An 18,025-nucleotide genomic window follows, 5' to 3' on the forward strand; every position below is an offset into this window, starting at 1 on the left:
TAATAGTATAAAAATTAAACAAACAGTTGTGAAAATAATTAATTATTGCGTAAATTCACAACGAACTGATTAATATATTATGCTAGCGGCATTTAAACCTGACGAACAAACAAACCTACAATCGTTACGAAATGGAGTGCAATCTGCCTTTGCCATTATCTATGGAATATATGCGCCAAAGCTAACCGTACATCTCTTACGTTTGTTAAAAGATCAAGCCCTCATAGAAGAAGTTTTGCAAGATACTTTTCTTGTACTTTGGGAGCATAGACTCCGTGTGGATCCGGGCAAGTCCGTCGGCCCCTATCTCTACAAAATAGCCACCAACAAATCCCTCGATATCTTTAAGAAAGCAAATCTTGAACGCAAGCTCAGAGAAAGACTATACCCCCGCATCGAGGAGAGTTACAGCCACATTGAAGACCTCATCCTCAAAAAGGAAAATGACGCAACCTTGCAGCGCCTCTTAGCGGGCATGTCAGAGCGACAAAGAGAAGTCTTCTTGCGATGTAAGTTAGAAGGCAAATCGTATGAGGAGACCGCAACCGAATTAAATATATCGGCACAAACCGTACACACCTATATCAAGCGTGCAAACCAACATATAAAAGAATACCTTGCAAACCACCCCGATTTGTCACTTTATATTTTATTACTTATCTATCAACAAACTTAATAACTGTCCATTTACCGCGACGACTTACCTCAAAAATAGGTCTGCAAAAAAAAATAAAAATCGTGTACCCCATTTTTAGTTGTAGACCGTATTAGTAATAAACAGTTGTACAATGGAACAGAAAAAAAAGTTTGAAAGTCTATTTGAAGGATACCTGAGTAATAAATATTCAACGGCCGATGTGGACCAAATCATTTCGGATATCCCCAAGGACGAACTCCGGAGGCTAATCCTCCAGGAATTTTATGAAACAAAAGAGCCGAAGGTCGATAAAACACAGGTCCAACGTATCGTGGACAATGTAAAACTACAGTTAGATGAAATCCTAAGGAAACAACCAAAAAGATTAATCAACTACCGGACTATTGCATCCGTCGCAGCAGCAATTTTATTATGCTTATCCATCGGATTTTACTTCCTCATGGACAAACCTAGCACCCCATCAATGATATCCAGCTATGTTGACCGATCTCCAGGCACATATAAAGCTACCCTCACATTAGATGATGGCTCCAAGGTCGATCTTAATACGAGCAAAGGTGGTCTTAAGACAGACGACAATACAATCAGTTATGAGGATGGCTCCAGAGCCACTAGCAAAACCACAGAGTTTGCAACGCTGGTAACACCACGTGGAGGTGAATACCGCATCACACTACCAGATGGCACAAAAGTTAGGCTGAATGCGGCAACATCTCTCACCTACCCATTGCAGTTTACAGACTCAATCCGACAGGTTACCGTTGCCGGAGAGGCCTACTTTGAAGTAGCCCATAATGCCAAAAAACCTTTTGTTGTTAAAAGTGAACAACAATCGATTACGGTTCTCGGAACTAAATTCAATATAGACACCTACTCGGAAGTGGGCAAAACAAGAACAACCTTAGTATCAGGACGCCTTCAGCTACAGCAGTATGCAACAAATAAAAAAATAGTTCTTACGCCAGGACAGGAAGCGACCCTGAACAAAAACAGTTGGGCTGTTCAAGTCGTCGATACAGAAAACAGCATCCTGTGGACAGAAGGATACATCAATTTAAACAAACAAAAACTGGAGCAAATCCTTTCAAATTTATCTAGATGGTATGACGTAGATTTTAGCATTGTAGATCGTAAAATAGAACATTTGGTATTCGAAGGTGAGATTCCAAAAACCAAAAATCTTTCTACAGCTTTGGCTATATTGGAAAAAGCAGGTAATCTCGTGTTTGAAGAGAAAGGTGGCGTGATCAAGGTCACAACACGTCGATAAAAAGCACGTACCAGCTAGCTAAAAACCTTGTCTTGCCATCCAAACGAAAGGGAGGATTAATATGATGAATCAATATGAAACGAAACGATGGCAGTCAAGGTATCGGAGCCCCTATATATCTATATGGGGGCACGCGGTTAGCACATTTACTTTCTTTAATCCTATTACTCGCGTTATTCTTGCCCGCAAAAACCTTTGCACAGCAAAAGGTTTATACGATTGAAATCAACAACCTTCCCATGGGGGAAGCCTTTAAAAAAATCAAAAGTAAAAGCGGTTTGACGTTTGTCCGCCTTAAAGGTGTCGTGGATAATGAGGAACGCATCACTGTCTCTTTAAAAAATGCCAGCCTACAAGAAACCCTGGATAAAGTATTAACGACAAAAGGATATGAGTATACCATCGATGAAGATGTCATTATCATAACGGGTCGAAAAAAAATAAAAACTATAGCCACAAACGCACAAAAAAAACAACACACCATCACTGGCATCGTACGTGATACAGAAGGAAAGCCTCTACAAGCTGCCTCTGTCCGTACGAAGAACAATATAAAAACATCAACTTATACCAACAAGGACGGTCGCTACATCCTCCAGACACCTTACGTCGAAGGAATGGTTCTTCTGGTCTCTTATGTAGGCAAAACATCCATTGAACACCACCCGCACACCATCGAAGATTTCGATATTGTATTAACAGATGATAAAAAAGAAATTGAAGAAGTTTCCCTTACTATTTCCACGGGATACCAAGAAATAAATAAAGATCGCATGACGGGATCTTATACCGTTTTAACTGCAAAAGATTTTGAGAATAGCTCCTTCAAAAACTTGGATCAACTCTTGGAAGGTAACGTTGCGGGTCTATATTCGGTATCTCCAAATGGAGCGCCTGGCGCTGCTTCCCAGATCAGAATCCGAGGTGACAATTCAATTTCTGGAAACAAGGAGCCCCTTTGGGTGATCGATGGATTACCACTTCAACAGGGTGTTCCTTCGATTAACGATCTTACAAATGGAAATATCCAAGAATCTATTTTAGATCATGGAATTGGAAATATTGCACCCAGCGACATCCATTCGGTAACCATCCTCAAAGATGCTGCAGCAACAGCCATTTACGGCGCCCGCGCCGCCAATGGTGTTATTGTTATTAAGACAAAAAAAGGAGAAACCGTTGGTAATGCCATTCATTACCTCGGGAATTACGGGATATCTACGGCACCCAAAATGAGCGCCTTTGGGTTTATGAATGCGCGGCAAAAGGTAAATTTTGAAATCGACCTCATGGAAGAATTTCAACAACGAGACGAAAACGGAGGGCAAGTTTCCCGATTATGGGATGAATGGAAAAAAGGTATTATCAGTGATGCTCAATATTACAATAAAATAGAAGAACTAAGCAACGTGGACCAAGATTGGTTTAGTACTATTTATAAAACAGGTTTCTCCCAAAACCATGCCCTATCTATGCGTTCAGGTACCGAAAAAAGTTGGTTTTATAGCTCCCTGAACTATCGCGATCAACAAGGGGCATTACTATCAAATAATTATCAGAGCCTGGGTGCAAATATCCGTGTCGGCCATCGCCCACATAAAGATGTTACGATAGACTTTCAACTTACCGGAAACTACCGTAACGCCAAAGACCACAACTCGAGCGTAAACCCATTTGAATATGCGGTATTCGCCAATCCATATGAAAAAGCATACAATACGGACGGTAGCTATGCCTACGATCAAACCTGGACAAACCAGCACAGTAATAACAACCTGGGTTTAACCTATCCCACATTCAATATTTTAAACGAGCTTAACAATACATTTAATAACCAGAAAGCTTCCGATATTATATCGACATTGAACTTAGGCTGGAACATACATCGCACGTTGCGTGCAGAGGCGTATGGACGTGTTGGCTATGCCACCAACAATGGCGAGTATGGGGCCGCACCTGGCACATATACTTCAATGGTCAACTATTGGTCGCTCAGACCTTTCAACTCCACACTATACACCGAGCTTCCGCAGGAATTCAACCAGGGATACATCCTGGTTTCTTCCGGCCAGGCAATCACATTCTCGAGCCGAGCATCACTCGCATACAACAACACTTTTTCCGACACGCATGCTGTTACTTTTTTTCTAGGAACAGAGATTGCGAGTAATGAGCCTAAAAACACCCGTTTCAAACTGGCACAGTATGATCCAGCATACTACTTTGGTTCGTTCCCAGACTACACGTGGAATCCTGTTTTTGATAAATTTCTACAAGAAAGTGTCAAGCAATTAGGAACGTATGTTCAGGGCAACAAGGACAGAACGGCTAGTTTTATGTCTGCCGCAACATATAGTTTCCGAGATCGCTATGTCGTGAATGCCAATATTCGATTCGATGGCGCCGGCACAATTGATCCAAATAATCGCTTTACCCCCTTATGGTCAACAAGTGCACGATGGAACGTACATAAAGAAGCCTTTTTTAAGGCGCTCTTCCCCTTTGTGAACGAATTTGCTTTTAGAGGTGTCGTTGGATATACCGGGAACATCGATAAAAGAGCCCTCCCTTATCCGTGGTTGATTATATCCAACGGTAAATATGACGGCGACTATGTTGCGAACCAAATCTACTTTCCGAACCCCAGCATTAAATGGGAAAGAAAGATGGACCGCAACATCGGGATAGACTTCTCTTTATTTAACAATATTTTTAGTAGTAGCTTCAATTATTACGACAACATCACAGACAACCTGCTGGGCACCATGAAATCACCTCCCTCCTACGGTAACCCACGCTTAGTGATGAATGGTCACAGCCTCAGCAATAAAGGTTGGGAGTTCAATTTCAATCTTCGTTTGCCGCTCACAACTGAACTCCGTTGGACCACATCCTTCAATGTGTCCCATAATACAAATAGGGTAAAAAAATCAAATGCAAAAGATCCGACCGAATGGGAGAACAGTACAGTCATGAATATCTGGGCCGGTTTCACCGCCAATGACATCGAGCAATATGCTGTAGGCACCACATTTGGATATCGTTTTGCCGGCATTAATCCAGAAAATGGAGAACCGACATTCTTTCTTTCGGAATCAGCGCGCGCAGCCTATGCAAAATCCAATAACATCAGCATCGATCAGGCGCCTACAACATGGGAAATGAACAATCTACAGATTCCAGGCGGACTTTCATGGACGCAATTTTTCCGGATGTCTATGGAGGAGATTGGAACAGTTCAACCGAAATACTTTGGAGGTTTTCGATCTACACTACAATGGAGAAAGATCGAATTACAAACCTCATTTGTGTATGCGATAGGTCAGAGCATGCGTCAATTTGACGGCAGTAATTTCAGTTACCGAACTGAAGGTGGTACATCAGAGATGTATGGCCCCCGTAGAAATGTTTTACAAAGCACGGTTAACCGTTGGCGCGTGCCCGGAGATATAACGGATTACCCGCGCTTTACCACAGGCGAATCAAATTATTTCATCATGAACACCGATAATAGATTTCAACGAGCAGACTATCTCGCGTTCAGAGACCTGGTATTAAACTATACCTTGGACAAAGACCTTATTAAGCGTTTCGGCTTACAATACATGCGAATCGGATTTCAAGTAGACAATCTAGCTGTATTCAGTAAGTTTAGATCGACCGACGTTACAACAGGAAGTGCTTTCGGATATCCACGAACGAGAAACTTCTTGTTCAATTTACAATTAACCTTCTAGCTGCCATGATCATGAAAAAAGCACGCATCATACTGCTGTTAACCGCATTAACCTTCATTTCTTGTAAGAAATTCTTGGAGATCGAACCTATTGGTGCCAAGTTTACAACGGAATTAACGGCCGTTAAAAGTATTCTTGGCGCTTGGTTATATAACTTCAAAAGTAATGGTCAGTTTACAAGTTCCTCCATCGATGCTCCCCCACCTTGGATTCCTTTACAATTCTCCTTCGAAAATACATTTACAGCATATGCCGATGTCTGGAATTTTCAGGAATGGAATAATAGATCGACTAGACTAACCGCAACCGAAAAAAGAATTCTCGACCGCGCAGTACTCCGCAATGATTGGCGCCGATATTACGATCTTATCGGATTAATGAACCTTGTTATTGCAGAAGCGAAGACAGCAAGCGGAACAGCGGAATTGCGCGCACAGCTACTAGGCGAAGCCTATATACAACGAGCATATTACTTCTTTAAACTGCTACAATATTATGCGCCGTTAAATGACCCCAATTTGGGTATTGTAATTCATACCGATATCTATCAGGATTTGGCGCATGCAAACCTTCAAAGACAGCCACAAGCCATGGCTTATAATCAAATTATAAGTGATCTCGCAGAAGCAGAAAAATTATTAGGCACCTACCAACCAAAGGCAGACTATAATATCATGTTCAACAAAGACTGGTTCTTACGGATATCGGCACAATTCTACCTTTGGAAGGCTAGTTCAACAAATAATTCTGAGGATTGGCAGAAGGCCGCTAGCTATGCTAAACAAGCCATACACAATACAGGTGCAGGAGGCGCGCCGACACTTCCTTACACCGTCGAAAAACTCAAAACGACCGTATTTTATGGTTCCCTTACGGAAACTGTCACCGGCATCTATCCAGAAACGCTGTATTTTATAGCAAATCGGATCGACAATGTATTAAATACCAAATGGACGTATGACCTGGATGTATGGAAAGAACTATACAAGGATGGTGATCTGCGGAAGACAAATTGGTTTTTACTCCCCACAAAATACAATGCCCCTTCCGAAACAATCTTACAAAGCGATATTAACCCTTCTCGAAAAATATCTGGATATATTTATCAGCCTCAGGCATTTCCTCTTCGCCTTGCTGAACAATGGCTTATTTGGACTGAAGCCTCCGCTATGGCGGGCGATATAACCACCGCACAAGAGCAGCTGCAAACATGGCGCAGCCTCCGGTATAAGGAAGGCACGTCCCTATCTTTGCCCAACACGGCAAAAGATATCCAACACGAAGTGTATCTGGAACGAAAACGTGAGTTTATTGGTGAAAGCGATATTCTGTGGCTCGATATGAAACGTTTTCATATCGCAAACAAAAGAAGTGCACAAAACTTCCATGCAACGCTCACCAATGACGATTGGCGATACCAATTTCCAATTCCCGATGATGAAATAAAAGCAAATCCGACCATCGTCGTAAATCCGGGATGGTCGGATGCGACCAATTATTAACAATCAACGTTTCGCACTACAACTCAAAAACAATGAACAATAAATATATATACCTATTCCTATTTTCCCTGCTATTCTCTTGCAAAGCCGACCGTGAGTCGCTATTGGACCTAGATTATAAAATAGATAAAGTCGTTTGCCAATCTAACAGCAATTATTTTATTGCTGACGGGGTTTCAGAGATCGGATTGGAGGTGAAATTATACACGACCGCAGGCTCATACACTGCTGTAAACGGCAAGCAGCAGCTTATCTATAAAGAGATTCCACAAGAAAGGTGGAAACACCATATTATTAAATTTTATGATAAGTCCGGCAAAGAATATCCTGCCAATTTTACTAGCACATCGATCTCGGCGGAAAAAATGGAATTTTATGCCGAAGTAGATGGCTTACGCTCGTCAAAACCCGTTTTACTCGAACAGGCTGAAAATCCCTTACAAGGAACCCCAATTTCACCTGTAAGTGACCCGTACTTTTATGAAGTATCCATCAGATCGGCACGACCTACCCCTGCCTTGAAACGCTATCCAATAATCTTTCATGTAATTGATACAGAACAATCAAAAAACCAATCCCAAGAATTAAACGCGGATGCTATTTATTACGTTCTTAATCAATACAACGCTATCTTCAGCAAACAGAACAACAAGGCTTCCAATGGCGCCAACGCCCATATTGAATTTGTTGCAGCCCTAAAAGATCCCAACGGAAAGTTACTGAAAGAAGCCGGAATAAACCGGACCTATCTCACGGACCAACAGAACTTAAATTTAAGTACGGAGTATATTCTGAATAGTCCATCGCTCTATTGGGATTATGATAAGTATTTAAACGTTTGGATTATAAACAACAGCAAGTGGTACAGCCTGGCAGAAATAGATCTATATCGAAGAGCTTTACCGTTTACCTTTAGGGAAGGCACTTATAATTCACAAAAACTACCGCTACCAGACTTCCTACCGGTGCAGTCACTAAATGCGTCCCAATTAGCAAACTGGAAGAAAAAACCAGACTACGTAGATCATGTCGGTTTAGTTTTCGTACGCACCGGTTTTTCACAATTGAAGCATGACTTCGTTGGACAACTCGCGGCATTTCTGGGTGTAATCCCGAATCGGCCTGCGAACGGAAATTCTACTCAACTTAATAATGGAAAATGGGTGGACGATTACTGTGAAGATACACCAACATTCAATCCCTACTATGCCAGTACGGCAAACGGTGGGATAGAACGCCTAGATTTCGGAAGCACGCGTAAGAAATACACGGCAAAAATAGCCCTAGATGGTAAGACGGGAAGCCCCGCATTTCCATGGATCACCTACAATTCTCAAAATGTAGGGGAGAAAAACTCGTTTAGTAGCACCATTACGCAAGATCAAGCGCAACGAATCGAATGGACCTTAAATCATGCCGAAGCCCGACAAGCTTGGAGAAACCAAACAGCAATAACCCCGTAAAAAGGTAAAACGAATGCTGTTTCATACGTCGTCTGAACCAACATAAGGCCTGTTGGCTCCACAAGGGGAGCGGAACTAAGAAGATTTCAAATTCTTCTTGGCCGTCATGATTGCTTGAGCAAGCCCTTCGGCCTTATGTGACCCAATAATATAAGTCAAGCCTTCTTTGTCGGTTAGGTAAACCGCATCTTTACCGCCCGAATAGAAACGAATTTTACCGTTCTTATGCAGATTATAGACCGGATTATTAAAAACAAAAGTGCTGTAAGGTTTCAGTTCTACCTTGGCAATATTATACAAATCGATCTTCACTAATTTGGAAGACCAGAGCCCACTTAAGATTAAATACTTTCCATCTACCACCGTTTTATAGTGCACCATGTAGATCATAATGATCGACACGATAATGACCCCAACGCCAACAATAAAGAACAGCTGGCGTGAAGGTAAATCCTCTAAATTGAGATAATATGCAACGAAACAAAATAAAGCCAAGATCATACGCACACTAATCCAAGTAGCGTCGCGTCCCAAATATTGTTTCTCTTGAAAAAGATATTGTGTTCCCATAATACTATTTGCAAACTAAAGTAAACACTTTTTTTGTACTTCCTGTCATTTTATACCGATTATCCAACCGATAGTTTACTAACCAAATAATTTCGTCGTTCCCATTCACCAACAACAGTACTTCCTTTTTCTCAAAAAGATTAAGCTTCTCTTGTATGAAAAAATCACTCAACTTCTTCCTTCCCGACATCCCTAAAGGCACAAAATAATCACCTTCGCGCCAGTACCGCATATGCAAGGGGAAAATGAGCAAATCCGCATCAATTTGCGCAATCCCATGTTCCCGACAAACTTCTCCCTTCTCTTCATAGGATATGGTAAAATTCTTCCTGCCAAAAGAGAAAACAGTATCGCCTCTATTAATCGGTATCGATGTCACCTCCGTTTTGGCATCCAAAGGCCTCAATATGAGATAATCCCGATCCAGCAGTAACGCATAGGCGTCTGAATAAAAAACACGTCCTGGCTCGCCTTGAAACACCCGTAGCAAATCACCAATCACCTCCTTCGTAAAACCCCAGGGACGAAACAACTCAAACAATAAAGGAAGATTATTCGTATGCGGTTCTATCTCCTCTTTTTTCACATATACCACTTCACCAGAACGATGGATAAACAGTCGCTCTCGAATAGGTGTGATAAAGGACTGCAATAAAGCATTTGTTTCTTGAAAATGTAGAATATTTTGCTGCATCGTTTGCTCAAAATCAGGAGCAATATCCTTGAATTTAGGCACAATCTCTAACCGGATTTTATTACGCGCATACTTGGTTGAAAAATTAGACTGATCATCTCGATACGAAAGCTGCAAGCGTTGTACAGCATCGAGAACTTCTGAAGCTGTTAAAAACAAAATCGGCCTAATAATGGTCCCTCTTTTCGACAAAATACCTTGCAATCCCAACAGCCCTGTGCCTCGTGTCAAATTCAATAATACCGTTTCGATATGATCGTTCAGATGCTGCGCTACAGCAATCCATTTTGCACCGACTTCCTGTCGAAGACTTTCAAACCATGCATACCGCAAGTCCCGAGCGGCCATTTGTATGGATATCCCCTCCGCTTCGGCATAGCCAATGGTATCAAATCGGTTGGTATAAAAAGGTATGTTGTTCGCCGCTGCATAGTCTTGCACAAGCGCTTCATCCGCGTCCGCCTCTGCATCGCGCAATTGAAAATTACAATGGGCAATCACACAATCGTAACCCGCAGTCACAAACAAATGCGCCATCAACATAGAATCTCGTCCACCACTCACGGCCAACACGACCTTATCCCCCTCCTCTATGTGAACAGTCTCCGTCAAAAAAGCATTAAACCGCTGTAGCAATTCCATGACCAAAGGTAACGAAAATCGGGAATACAACTTCACGGCTTTACACCTTCGTAAATTCACGTCTTAACATCTTCACAACTTTGCATTTTTTAACAATATATTTAATTATTTTTGTCTCCGTGAAGTACTATCTAACCCTCATTTTAAGTGTGTTCTTCCTGAACAGCTTGCTTGCTCAGGATGAGCTCCGCCTTGTATCATCGCTATACAGTACCATTATCGAGCAGAAAGGGATTAGTAGTATTACACCTGTATATCAGCACAAGGGGAATACACTGATGGCAGATAGTGGCATCATCTACCAAGACGCTATTGGTCGCCAGTTTTTTGAGGCCTTTGGAAATGTGGTCATCATACAAACCAACGGCACCACTATCCATGCCGATAAGCTGCATTACGATGCCGCTCCACAAGTGGCAACCCTGACCAATAACGTGCGCATGGTAAGCCCTAATTCGGTGCTCACCACCAACCACTTAGTATACAAAATGCGGGACCGCATTGGAACCTATACCGGCGGAGGCCGTATTATCAGTCGTGGCGATACAATAACCTCGCGCAATGCTTATTATTTTGAAAATACGCAAGATGCCTATTTTAGAAATAAGGTTATCGTACGTACGCCGGATGTCAAAATTTACACCGACACGATGCGCTATAATTCCAATGAACGCATGACGTATTTCTTTGGTCCAACCAATATCAAAGGAAATAAAGCGGAAAATCTATATACCGAAAAGGGCGATTATAACACCGGCACTGGTGTTGCACGTTTCTCCAAAAACAATCTATACACCGAGGGATCCCGCTTTTTAAAAGGAGATAGTCTCTATTACGAGCGTGCGACAGGGATTGGTAAAGCATACCGGAATGTTGTTTTTGTGGATACAGTTGATAAATTTATAGGCTCTGGAGGATACGGATTATACAATCAGGCGGATGGTTCCATTACTTTAACGGATAAACCGCTCGTCATCACCGTTGTTAAGAAAGATTCGACGGAGCAAACAAAAACGGACAGCACGGCTGTTAAATTATCGAAAGAAGATAAGAAAAACAGTAAAGACAAAGAAAAGGAACGAGACAAAGAACTAGCAAAAAAGAAGAACGATAAAGATGATAGCGAAAAGATTGCCACAAGAGATAAGCTAAAGGCCAAAGAACCAGATGAACCGGAACTCATAGCGATCGCGCCTGAAAAGAAAGTAGAAATGGATTCTGTTTATACCACAGCGGACACGTTATTTTCGAAACTCATCTTCCTGCGAGACTATAAAGCCCTGAATTTTAATCTGGATCGAAATGGCGGTGAGCTCGAAATCGATAAAGATGTAGATTATGGCGATGATGAGGATGAATTGAGTGAGGGTGAAAAGGCAAGTCTTTCGGATTCATTGACTGTCGATAGTCTGGAACTTCCAAAAGTTATCGCGCCGTTAATTGATAATGAAGCACAAACAACAAAAAAGGCAACGGCCGCGAAAAAAACAATTACGCCAATCAAAAAGGATGATACACCCTTAGATATTGGTGCAACAATTAAACAAGATTCCTTATTACGCCAAAAAGCAGTCGTGCCCACTATTGGACAGGCAGACACCCTCATGAATAAGGCGCTTACCATCGCCAATACAGCGGAGACAACTGCCATCCCTCCTGTTCGTGATAGCGCTTACCTCGACACGGCAAAAACCCGTATTATCAAAGCCTATCATAACGTTCGTTTATTTAAGTCCGACCTGCAAGCAGTAGCAGATTCAGCCTACTACGGAATGGCAGACTCTATGTTTCGCTTTATGGGAAAACCAATGATTTGGGCACAGGGATCGCAAATCTCGGGAGACACCATCTACATGCAAGCGGTAAATCAAAAACTGGACAATGCATTACTCCTGGGGAACGCATTTATGGTAAATGCCGTATTGGATAGTGTAAAGTTTAATCAACTAAAGGGGCGAAAGATTACAGCCTTCTTTACGAACAACAGCATTGATCGTCTTTATGTGGATGGGAATGCAGAAAATCTCGTCTTTTCAACCAACGATAAAACGAATACCATTACGGAAATGTTTCATGACCGAGGCGCGCGTATTAAGATCAAAATGGAAGACAAAAAGATTATCGATTATATTACCATCCGCAAGGTGGATCAGAAGGTATACCCGTTTAAACTTGTCACCCAAGAAAATGAGGTTCTTCCTGGTTTTATCTGGCGACCGCAGGATCGACCAACGTCCAAAGAGGACATGATGAATCGCAAGCGTGAAATCAACAAAGAAGGGGTACCGAGTGGTACAGAAGCAAATCCTACTGATGTACCCGCTCCGGCAGATAAAGAGAATGCTGTAAAAGAAGGCACTCCAAAAGTGCATTCATCGAGCACGGAGGAAATAAAAGAAACAGTACAGGAAGAAGTAGAAAAAGATCTACTTTTACTTTAGGAAATCGGCAAGCTTTCCGACTGCAATCGCACGATGACTGATTGCATTTTTTTCTTCAGCACTCATCTCTGCAAAAGTTTGGGTATATCCTTTGGGAATAAAGATTGGATCGTACCCGAAGCCCTTTACGCCGCGACGCTCACGGATGATATCGCCCTCAATCGTACCTTCAAAAAAATGTTGTTGCTCATTAAAATAGAGCGAGATTACAGTACGAAATCGCGCGGTACGGTTGGTGTTATCTCCTAATTTTTCTAATAGCAGATCGATATTCGTCTCCATATCACGGGATCCCGAGTAACGTGCTGAATAAACCCCTGGCTCTCCACCTAACGCATCAACCTCTAAACCCGAATCATCACCAAAGCAGTAAAGACCATACTTATTAACTAAGTAATCTGTCTTTTGTTGCGCATTTTCTTCAAAGGTCACGCCCGTTTCGGGAATATCATCATGACAGTCGATATCCGCCAACGAGCGTATAACAAACTTGTTCCCAATAATGGCTTGAACTTCTTCTAATTTGTGGGCGTTATTCGTTGCAAATACTAATTCTAACATAGCAAGTCGTTATTCTTTGGTATGGGTAAGTTAATAGTCGTGGTCGTTAGTTATGATTTAAGAGCCAATAAAGGTCTTGAATTCATTCCAAAAGAGCTTTTTCTTTTGGATATCGGCAAACATCTCCTCAAAGCTAAAGGTGTTGAAGACAGTAGCCACCTTACCTTTCATGTAAGAATTGTGTGCGATAGCTGGTAATTTCAAAGATGCAGGCTCTACACCTAACAACGTAATCTTCTTCGGAGAAAAAAACGTCATAATCTGCTTGAAATCATTTGGATTGTGTGGATTTGCTAAGTTGACAACAGCAACATTTTCTGCTGTTAACTGAAGCGCCCCTATCGTCTTCACAAAAGCTTCTTCCGCCTGTGGCGAGAAGTAGGGATACTCCGGATAACGGAGGATAAATAAAACACCGGTAGATTTATCACCTTGAAAGATGAAAGTTTCTTTTGTATCCACTGGAGCAGGCGTATTTTCCGGTGATGAATCGACCACAATATTTTCCGTAGAAACAGCAAAATCACCAACTTCTCCATGACCAAATAATGTCTCCGACATTAAGGCCTGAAGTGCAGCAGGATTATGGGTTAACAGGTTGCTCATAAGGTGACGAAAAAAAAGGTGTCACACACCTTTTGTGTGTGACACAATCTACAGTATTATTGTCCTAAAAGGTATGCAAAAACCAACGGAGCTACGATAGTAGCATCGGATTCAATAACATATTTAGGCGTATCAATATCTAGTTTACCCCAAGTGATTTTTTCATTTGGAACAGCCCCAGAATACGATCCATACGAAGTAGTGGAATCAGAAATCTGACAGAAATATGCCCAGAAAGGAACATCTTCCCATTCTAAATCCTGATACATCATTGGCACAACACAAATTGGGAAGTCACCAGAAATACCACCTCCAATTTGGAAGAAACCAACGCCTTTTCCAGAAGAGTTCTCACGGTACCACTCTGTCAAATAGATCATGTATTCGATACCCGATTTTACGGTGCTCGCTTTCAACTTACCTTTAATCACATTGGAAGCGAAGATATTTCCTGTCGTTGAATCTTCCCATCCTGGACATACGATAGGTAAATTTTTCTCAGCCGCTGCAATAATCCAAGAGTTCTTTGGATCAATTTCATAGTATTGCTCCAATACACCAGAGTTTACCACTTGGTATAAGTACTCATGTGGTAAGTAACGCTCACCTTTAGCTTCCGCAGCATGCCATACATCCTCTAAGTGTTTTTGTAAACGACGGAATGCTTCCTCTTCAGGGATACATGTATCCGTTACACGATTATAGTGTTGATCCAGCAATTCACGTTCTTGCTCCGGCGTTAAATCACGGTAGTTAGGAACACGTTTATAGTGCGAGTGCGCCACTAAATTCATGACATCTTCTTCCAAGTTTGCTCCTGTACAAGAGATAAAATGAACTTTATCTTGACGAATCATTTCGGCCAACGAAATACCTAGTTCCGCAGTACTCATCGCACCACCTAATGAAACTAGCATCTTACCACCTTCTAGGAGGTGTGTCTCATACCCTTTAGCTGCATCAACTAAAGCAGCAGCATTGAAATGCAGGTAGTTTTTCTCTATAAATTGAGAAATAGGACCTTTTTGTGTACTCATAATCATTAATTTTCAGATACAAGCACAAAGGTAAGCAAACGAATCGAGAAGCCGGATGAAAAACTCTATTTCCTCCGCAACAGCTTATGAAAGATCATCCAGAAAAAAATCAACAATACAAGGAGGACAAAAAGAATGAAAAGTTCCTGTGTGCCGATAGACCAAGCTAAAATTTTCATACACTAATTTTACAGGGTTTTATATATACGGTAGTCCTCAAAAAATGAACCAAAGTAAAAAAGAGAGGCAAAAGCCGAAATTCGTCCTTTACCCCTCTTCTTACGACCCACTTATTATTCTTTTATTTCTTCGTCAAGGTTGCCGTAAAAGCTCCTGGCTTCAGATGTAGTTCGATATCGTAGGTACCTGCCGCATAGATCTTTAGGTTATCGCCATCCAGCACCAAAGCCGACGATGTACCCCCCAGATTCATGCCCCAGTCGTTGTTTGCCCTAAACTTAAGCTCCCCAACGACTAGATCTGTGGTAAGTTTCCATGTATAAGTTCCTTTAGCGCCGGCAAAAGACATCTCCGTATCTTTATCCCAGCCACCCGCCGTTGCGCTCCCCACAATCCCCCAGGTCAAAGGCAACAGTTCATAGGTCAATGCCTCAGCATCCATCCGCAGGCGATAAAAACCATCCTTCAACACCGTAATGTTCCCTGCTTTTTCATCCTGCAATAGCGTGCCGTCCGTCGCTCCTTTCCCATAGGCATTGTCCCAATTCACATTTGTCGGTAAGAACTTAAAGCCATCTCCTGCAACCGTCACGTACTCATAGGTTTCAAACTTCGTTTTACTCTCTTCGTCATATAGGGCCATCGGCACAGAAAGCGTAGGCTCCCAACCCGCACCAATAGCACCGCCCACGACATACATCACCGGATTACTCTCCGAAAAGACGATAGGTTTCGTCTTCTCGATCGTGCCGCCAGCAGCAGCATACCTCACCATTAAGGAAGCCTCACCAACCCAGCTTTCGTCCAACGGAATATCAAAAGACTTCGACACAATATGTGCCCCTTTCTCGATGGCGACTGTCTCGGACAACAACACCTCGCTGCCCTTGACGATACTAAACTCAAAAGAACTTATATTATTCGCAATAAAGCCAACCTTTAATGCCTTCCCAACTTGAATCGTCGCTGCCGTAGTTTCATTGATTGAAACAATAGCATCATCGATACCATGCTCCACCTTTTTACATCCCGTAAAAAAGCCGCCTATTAAAACCGCCATAGCGGTTATTACAACAAATTGTTTTGTCCGTTTCATCTTTGTAAATTCTAATAGCCAGGATTTTGCGTTAAATTCCCATTATTTGTCATCGCTCTTGCTGGCACCGGGAATAAGCGTTTATGACTTTCACCTGCATTTGCTGGTTTAAACAGCAGTGCATCCTCCCATTTTCCAAAGCGGATCATATCCGTACGACGCGTCAGCTCGAAGGTAAACTCCAGTCCCCGTTCCTTATAGATCGCATCCAGCGTCAAACTGCCTGCCGTAAAATGTTTTTCAGGGTTTACAGGAAACGCCCGTTGACGCACCTGATTTGCAGCCGTTACTGCCTCGGTTAATGAACCATTCGTCGCTCCACGCAAGATCGCCTCTGCCTTCATCAAGAGCACATCTGCCAAACGAAAAACCACCACATCATTTCCTGCATTATTGCTGATTTGGTTTTTATCGGGATAGTATTTAATACAACGTGCACCAGCCAAACGACCACCATCATCGGCACCACCAATATCAAAATCCGAACCTGGCAACAAATTATAACTATACGGATTGATAACAATATTCATCCCATTATAGATTAACGGTTGTCCTGTTGAATTATACTGTTGTCCGTGAAGCCATTGCTGTTTTCTATTGTCCGAATCTTCAAACAAATCAAAGTAAGCCGGGGGCGCACTCCACCCGTTCCACGGGTTTACACTTAGTTCAAAAGTCTGTCGGTGTGCGTAATGAAGCACCCGATTAAACAAGGTGTTCCCCGTTGCCCGCGCCGCATCATACGGAATGGAGAAAATAGGCTCTGGTGAAGAAGCGCCGTTATCCGGCATAAACTGCGCCAAGAAATCATTCTCCAGCGCATACTTGCCCGAAGCAATAACCATATTTGCATGGTCCACCACCTTGTTCCAATCCATCGCCTGCGCATACACTTGCCCGTTAAGATATACTTTGGCTAGCAACGCATGAGCAAACCATTTTGTTGGCCTTCCGTATGTTGCTTCCGTTTTATCTTCACTCAACAAAGCGAGGTTCTCTTCCAGCTCGCTCGTAATAAAACTATACACTTCCGCACGTGGAGTCGTTTTTGGCAACTCCGTTCCGGTATCAAATGTCTTCACCAACGGAATATTACCATACGTATCCATCATCATGAAATAATACCAAGCCCGCATGGTTTTAATTTCAGCGACCGTTTGATTCTTCTGCGCTGAATCTTCTGCTTTTTCCAGTACACTTAATACTCTATTGCAGGTACCAATGGCATTAAACCCCCAGTCCCACGTATCGCGCACCACTTCATGTGAAGGGGACCAGCTATGATAGTGCATATCACGCCACTTTCCACCATCAAACCAGTCGCCTCCACGCGTAGGAACAATAACCTCATCTGCTCCCGCAGTCTGTAGGCTAAAGTAATTATCAAAATATCCCCGTGCCGCTGTGTAAACTGGTCCCGTAACCGCGACAAACTGATCCGGTGTCTTTGGAAATGTTTCTTCTGTATACGCCGAATGTACATCAACGTCAAATTTTGTACACGATACTCCTAGCCCCAATACACCAGCTAAAAGCATTATATTTAATTTTGTTCTCGTTTTCATTTG

At 42.3% G+C, this 18,025-nt stretch carries 13 protein-coding genes; 6 read left to right on the forward strand and 7 right to left on the reverse strand.

What is annotated here, in order from left to right:
- Positions 1–79 precede the first annotated feature (79 nt).
- The 5 genes from B9Y69_RS11445 (at position 80) to B9Y69_RS11465 (ending at position 8,630) form a co-directional block, all read left to right on the forward strand.
- A complete protein-coding gene (locus B9Y69_RS11445) occupies positions 80–676 on the forward strand; it encodes an RNA polymerase sigma factor (RefSeq protein WP_085473109.1) in 597 nt (198 codons plus the stop codon).
- Positions 677–788: 112 nt separating this feature from the next.
- The gene (locus B9Y69_RS11450; protein ID WP_085473110.1) at positions 789–1,928 is read left to right on the forward strand and encodes a FecR family protein; all 1,140 of its coding nucleotides are present in this window, start codon (positions 789–791) and stop codon (positions 1,926–1,928) included.
- Positions 1,929–2,002: 74 nt separating this feature from the next.
- Positions 2,003–5,665 carry a SusC/RagA family TonB-linked outer membrane protein gene (locus B9Y69_RS11455; protein WP_085473111.1) on the forward strand — a complete coding sequence of 1,221 codons (3,663 nt, stop codon included), beginning with the start codon at positions 2,003–2,005 and terminating at the stop codon, positions 5,663–5,665.
- 11 nt (positions 5,666–5,676) lie between these two features.
- Positions 5,677–7,167, forward strand: coding sequence for a RagB/SusD family nutrient uptake outer membrane protein (locus B9Y69_RS11460; RefSeq protein WP_159451840.1), 1,491 nt, complete (start codon positions 5,677–5,679; stop codon positions 7,165–7,167).
- Positions 7,168–7,199: 32 nt separating this feature from the next.
- On the forward strand, positions 7,200–8,630 hold the full coding sequence (locus tag B9Y69_RS11465; protein WP_085473113.1) for a hypothetical protein: 1,431 nt from the start codon (positions 7,200–7,202) through the stop codon (positions 8,628–8,630).
- 75 nt (positions 8,631–8,705) lie between these two features.
- Here the strand turns inward: B9Y69_RS11465 and B9Y69_RS11470 are convergent, their stop codons facing one another.
- Positions 8,706–9,200 carry a hypothetical protein gene (locus B9Y69_RS11470; RefSeq protein ID WP_085473114.1) on the reverse strand — a complete coding sequence of 165 codons (495 nt, stop codon included), beginning with the start codon at positions 9,198–9,200 and terminating at the stop codon, positions 8,706–8,708.
- Positions 9,201–9,204: 4 nt separating this feature from the next.
- Positions 9,205–10,536 (reverse strand): tRNA lysidine(34) synthetase TilS, encoded by a 1,332-nt coding sequence (gene tilS / locus B9Y69_RS11475; protein ID WP_085473115.1) that lies wholly within the window; start codon positions 10,534–10,536, stop codon positions 9,205–9,207.
- A gap of 119 nt (positions 10,537–10,655) precedes the next feature.
- Here tilS and B9Y69_RS11480 point away from each other — a divergent pair, with 119 nt between their 5' ends.
- Positions 10,656–12,977, forward strand: coding sequence for an OstA-like protein (locus B9Y69_RS11480; RefSeq protein ID WP_234991213.1), 2,322 nt, complete (start codon positions 10,656–10,658; stop codon positions 12,975–12,977).
- Here the strand turns inward: B9Y69_RS11480 and B9Y69_RS11485 are convergent.
- The 5 genes from B9Y69_RS11485 to B9Y69_RS11505 all read right to left on the reverse strand — a co-directional run bounded on the left by B9Y69_RS11485 (position 12,969) and on the right by B9Y69_RS11505 (position 18,022).
- Positions 12,969–13,538: a non-canonical purine NTP diphosphatase gene (locus tag B9Y69_RS11485; RefSeq protein WP_085473116.1), complete on the reverse strand. Its 570-nt coding sequence runs from the start codon at positions 13,536–13,538 to the stop codon at positions 12,969–12,971. The two genes, B9Y69_RS11480 and B9Y69_RS11485, sit on opposite strands and share 9 nt — an antisense overlap.
- A 57-nt stretch (positions 13,539–13,595) precedes the next feature.
- On the reverse strand, positions 13,596–14,144 hold the full coding sequence (locus tag B9Y69_RS11490; RefSeq protein ID WP_085473117.1) for a hypothetical protein: 549 nt from the start codon (positions 14,142–14,144) through the stop codon (positions 13,596–13,598).
- Positions 14,145–14,200: 56 nt separating this feature from the next.
- Positions 14,201–15,181 (reverse strand): deoxyhypusine synthase family protein, encoded by a 981-nt coding sequence (locus B9Y69_RS11495; protein WP_085473382.1) that lies wholly within the window; start codon positions 15,179–15,181, stop codon positions 14,201–14,203.
- Between the two features lie 301 nt (positions 15,182–15,482).
- Positions 15,483–16,457: a cadherin repeat domain-containing protein gene (locus B9Y69_RS11500; protein ID WP_085473118.1), complete on the reverse strand. Its 975-nt coding sequence runs from the start codon at positions 16,455–16,457 to the stop codon at positions 15,483–15,485.
- An 11-nt stretch (positions 16,458–16,468) separates the two neighbouring features.
- Positions 16,469–18,022: a RagB/SusD family nutrient uptake outer membrane protein gene (locus B9Y69_RS11505; protein ID WP_085473119.1), complete on the reverse strand. Its 1,554-nt coding sequence runs from the start codon at positions 18,020–18,022 to the stop codon at positions 16,469–16,471.
- Between the last annotated feature and the right edge of the window lie 3 nt (positions 18,023–18,025).

Source organism: Sphingobacterium psychroaquaticum (assembly GCF_900177625.1).
In the GTDB taxonomy this organism is placed as follows: Bacteria; Bacteroidota; Bacteroidia; order Sphingobacteriales; family Sphingobacteriaceae; genus Sphingobacterium; species Sphingobacterium psychroaquaticum.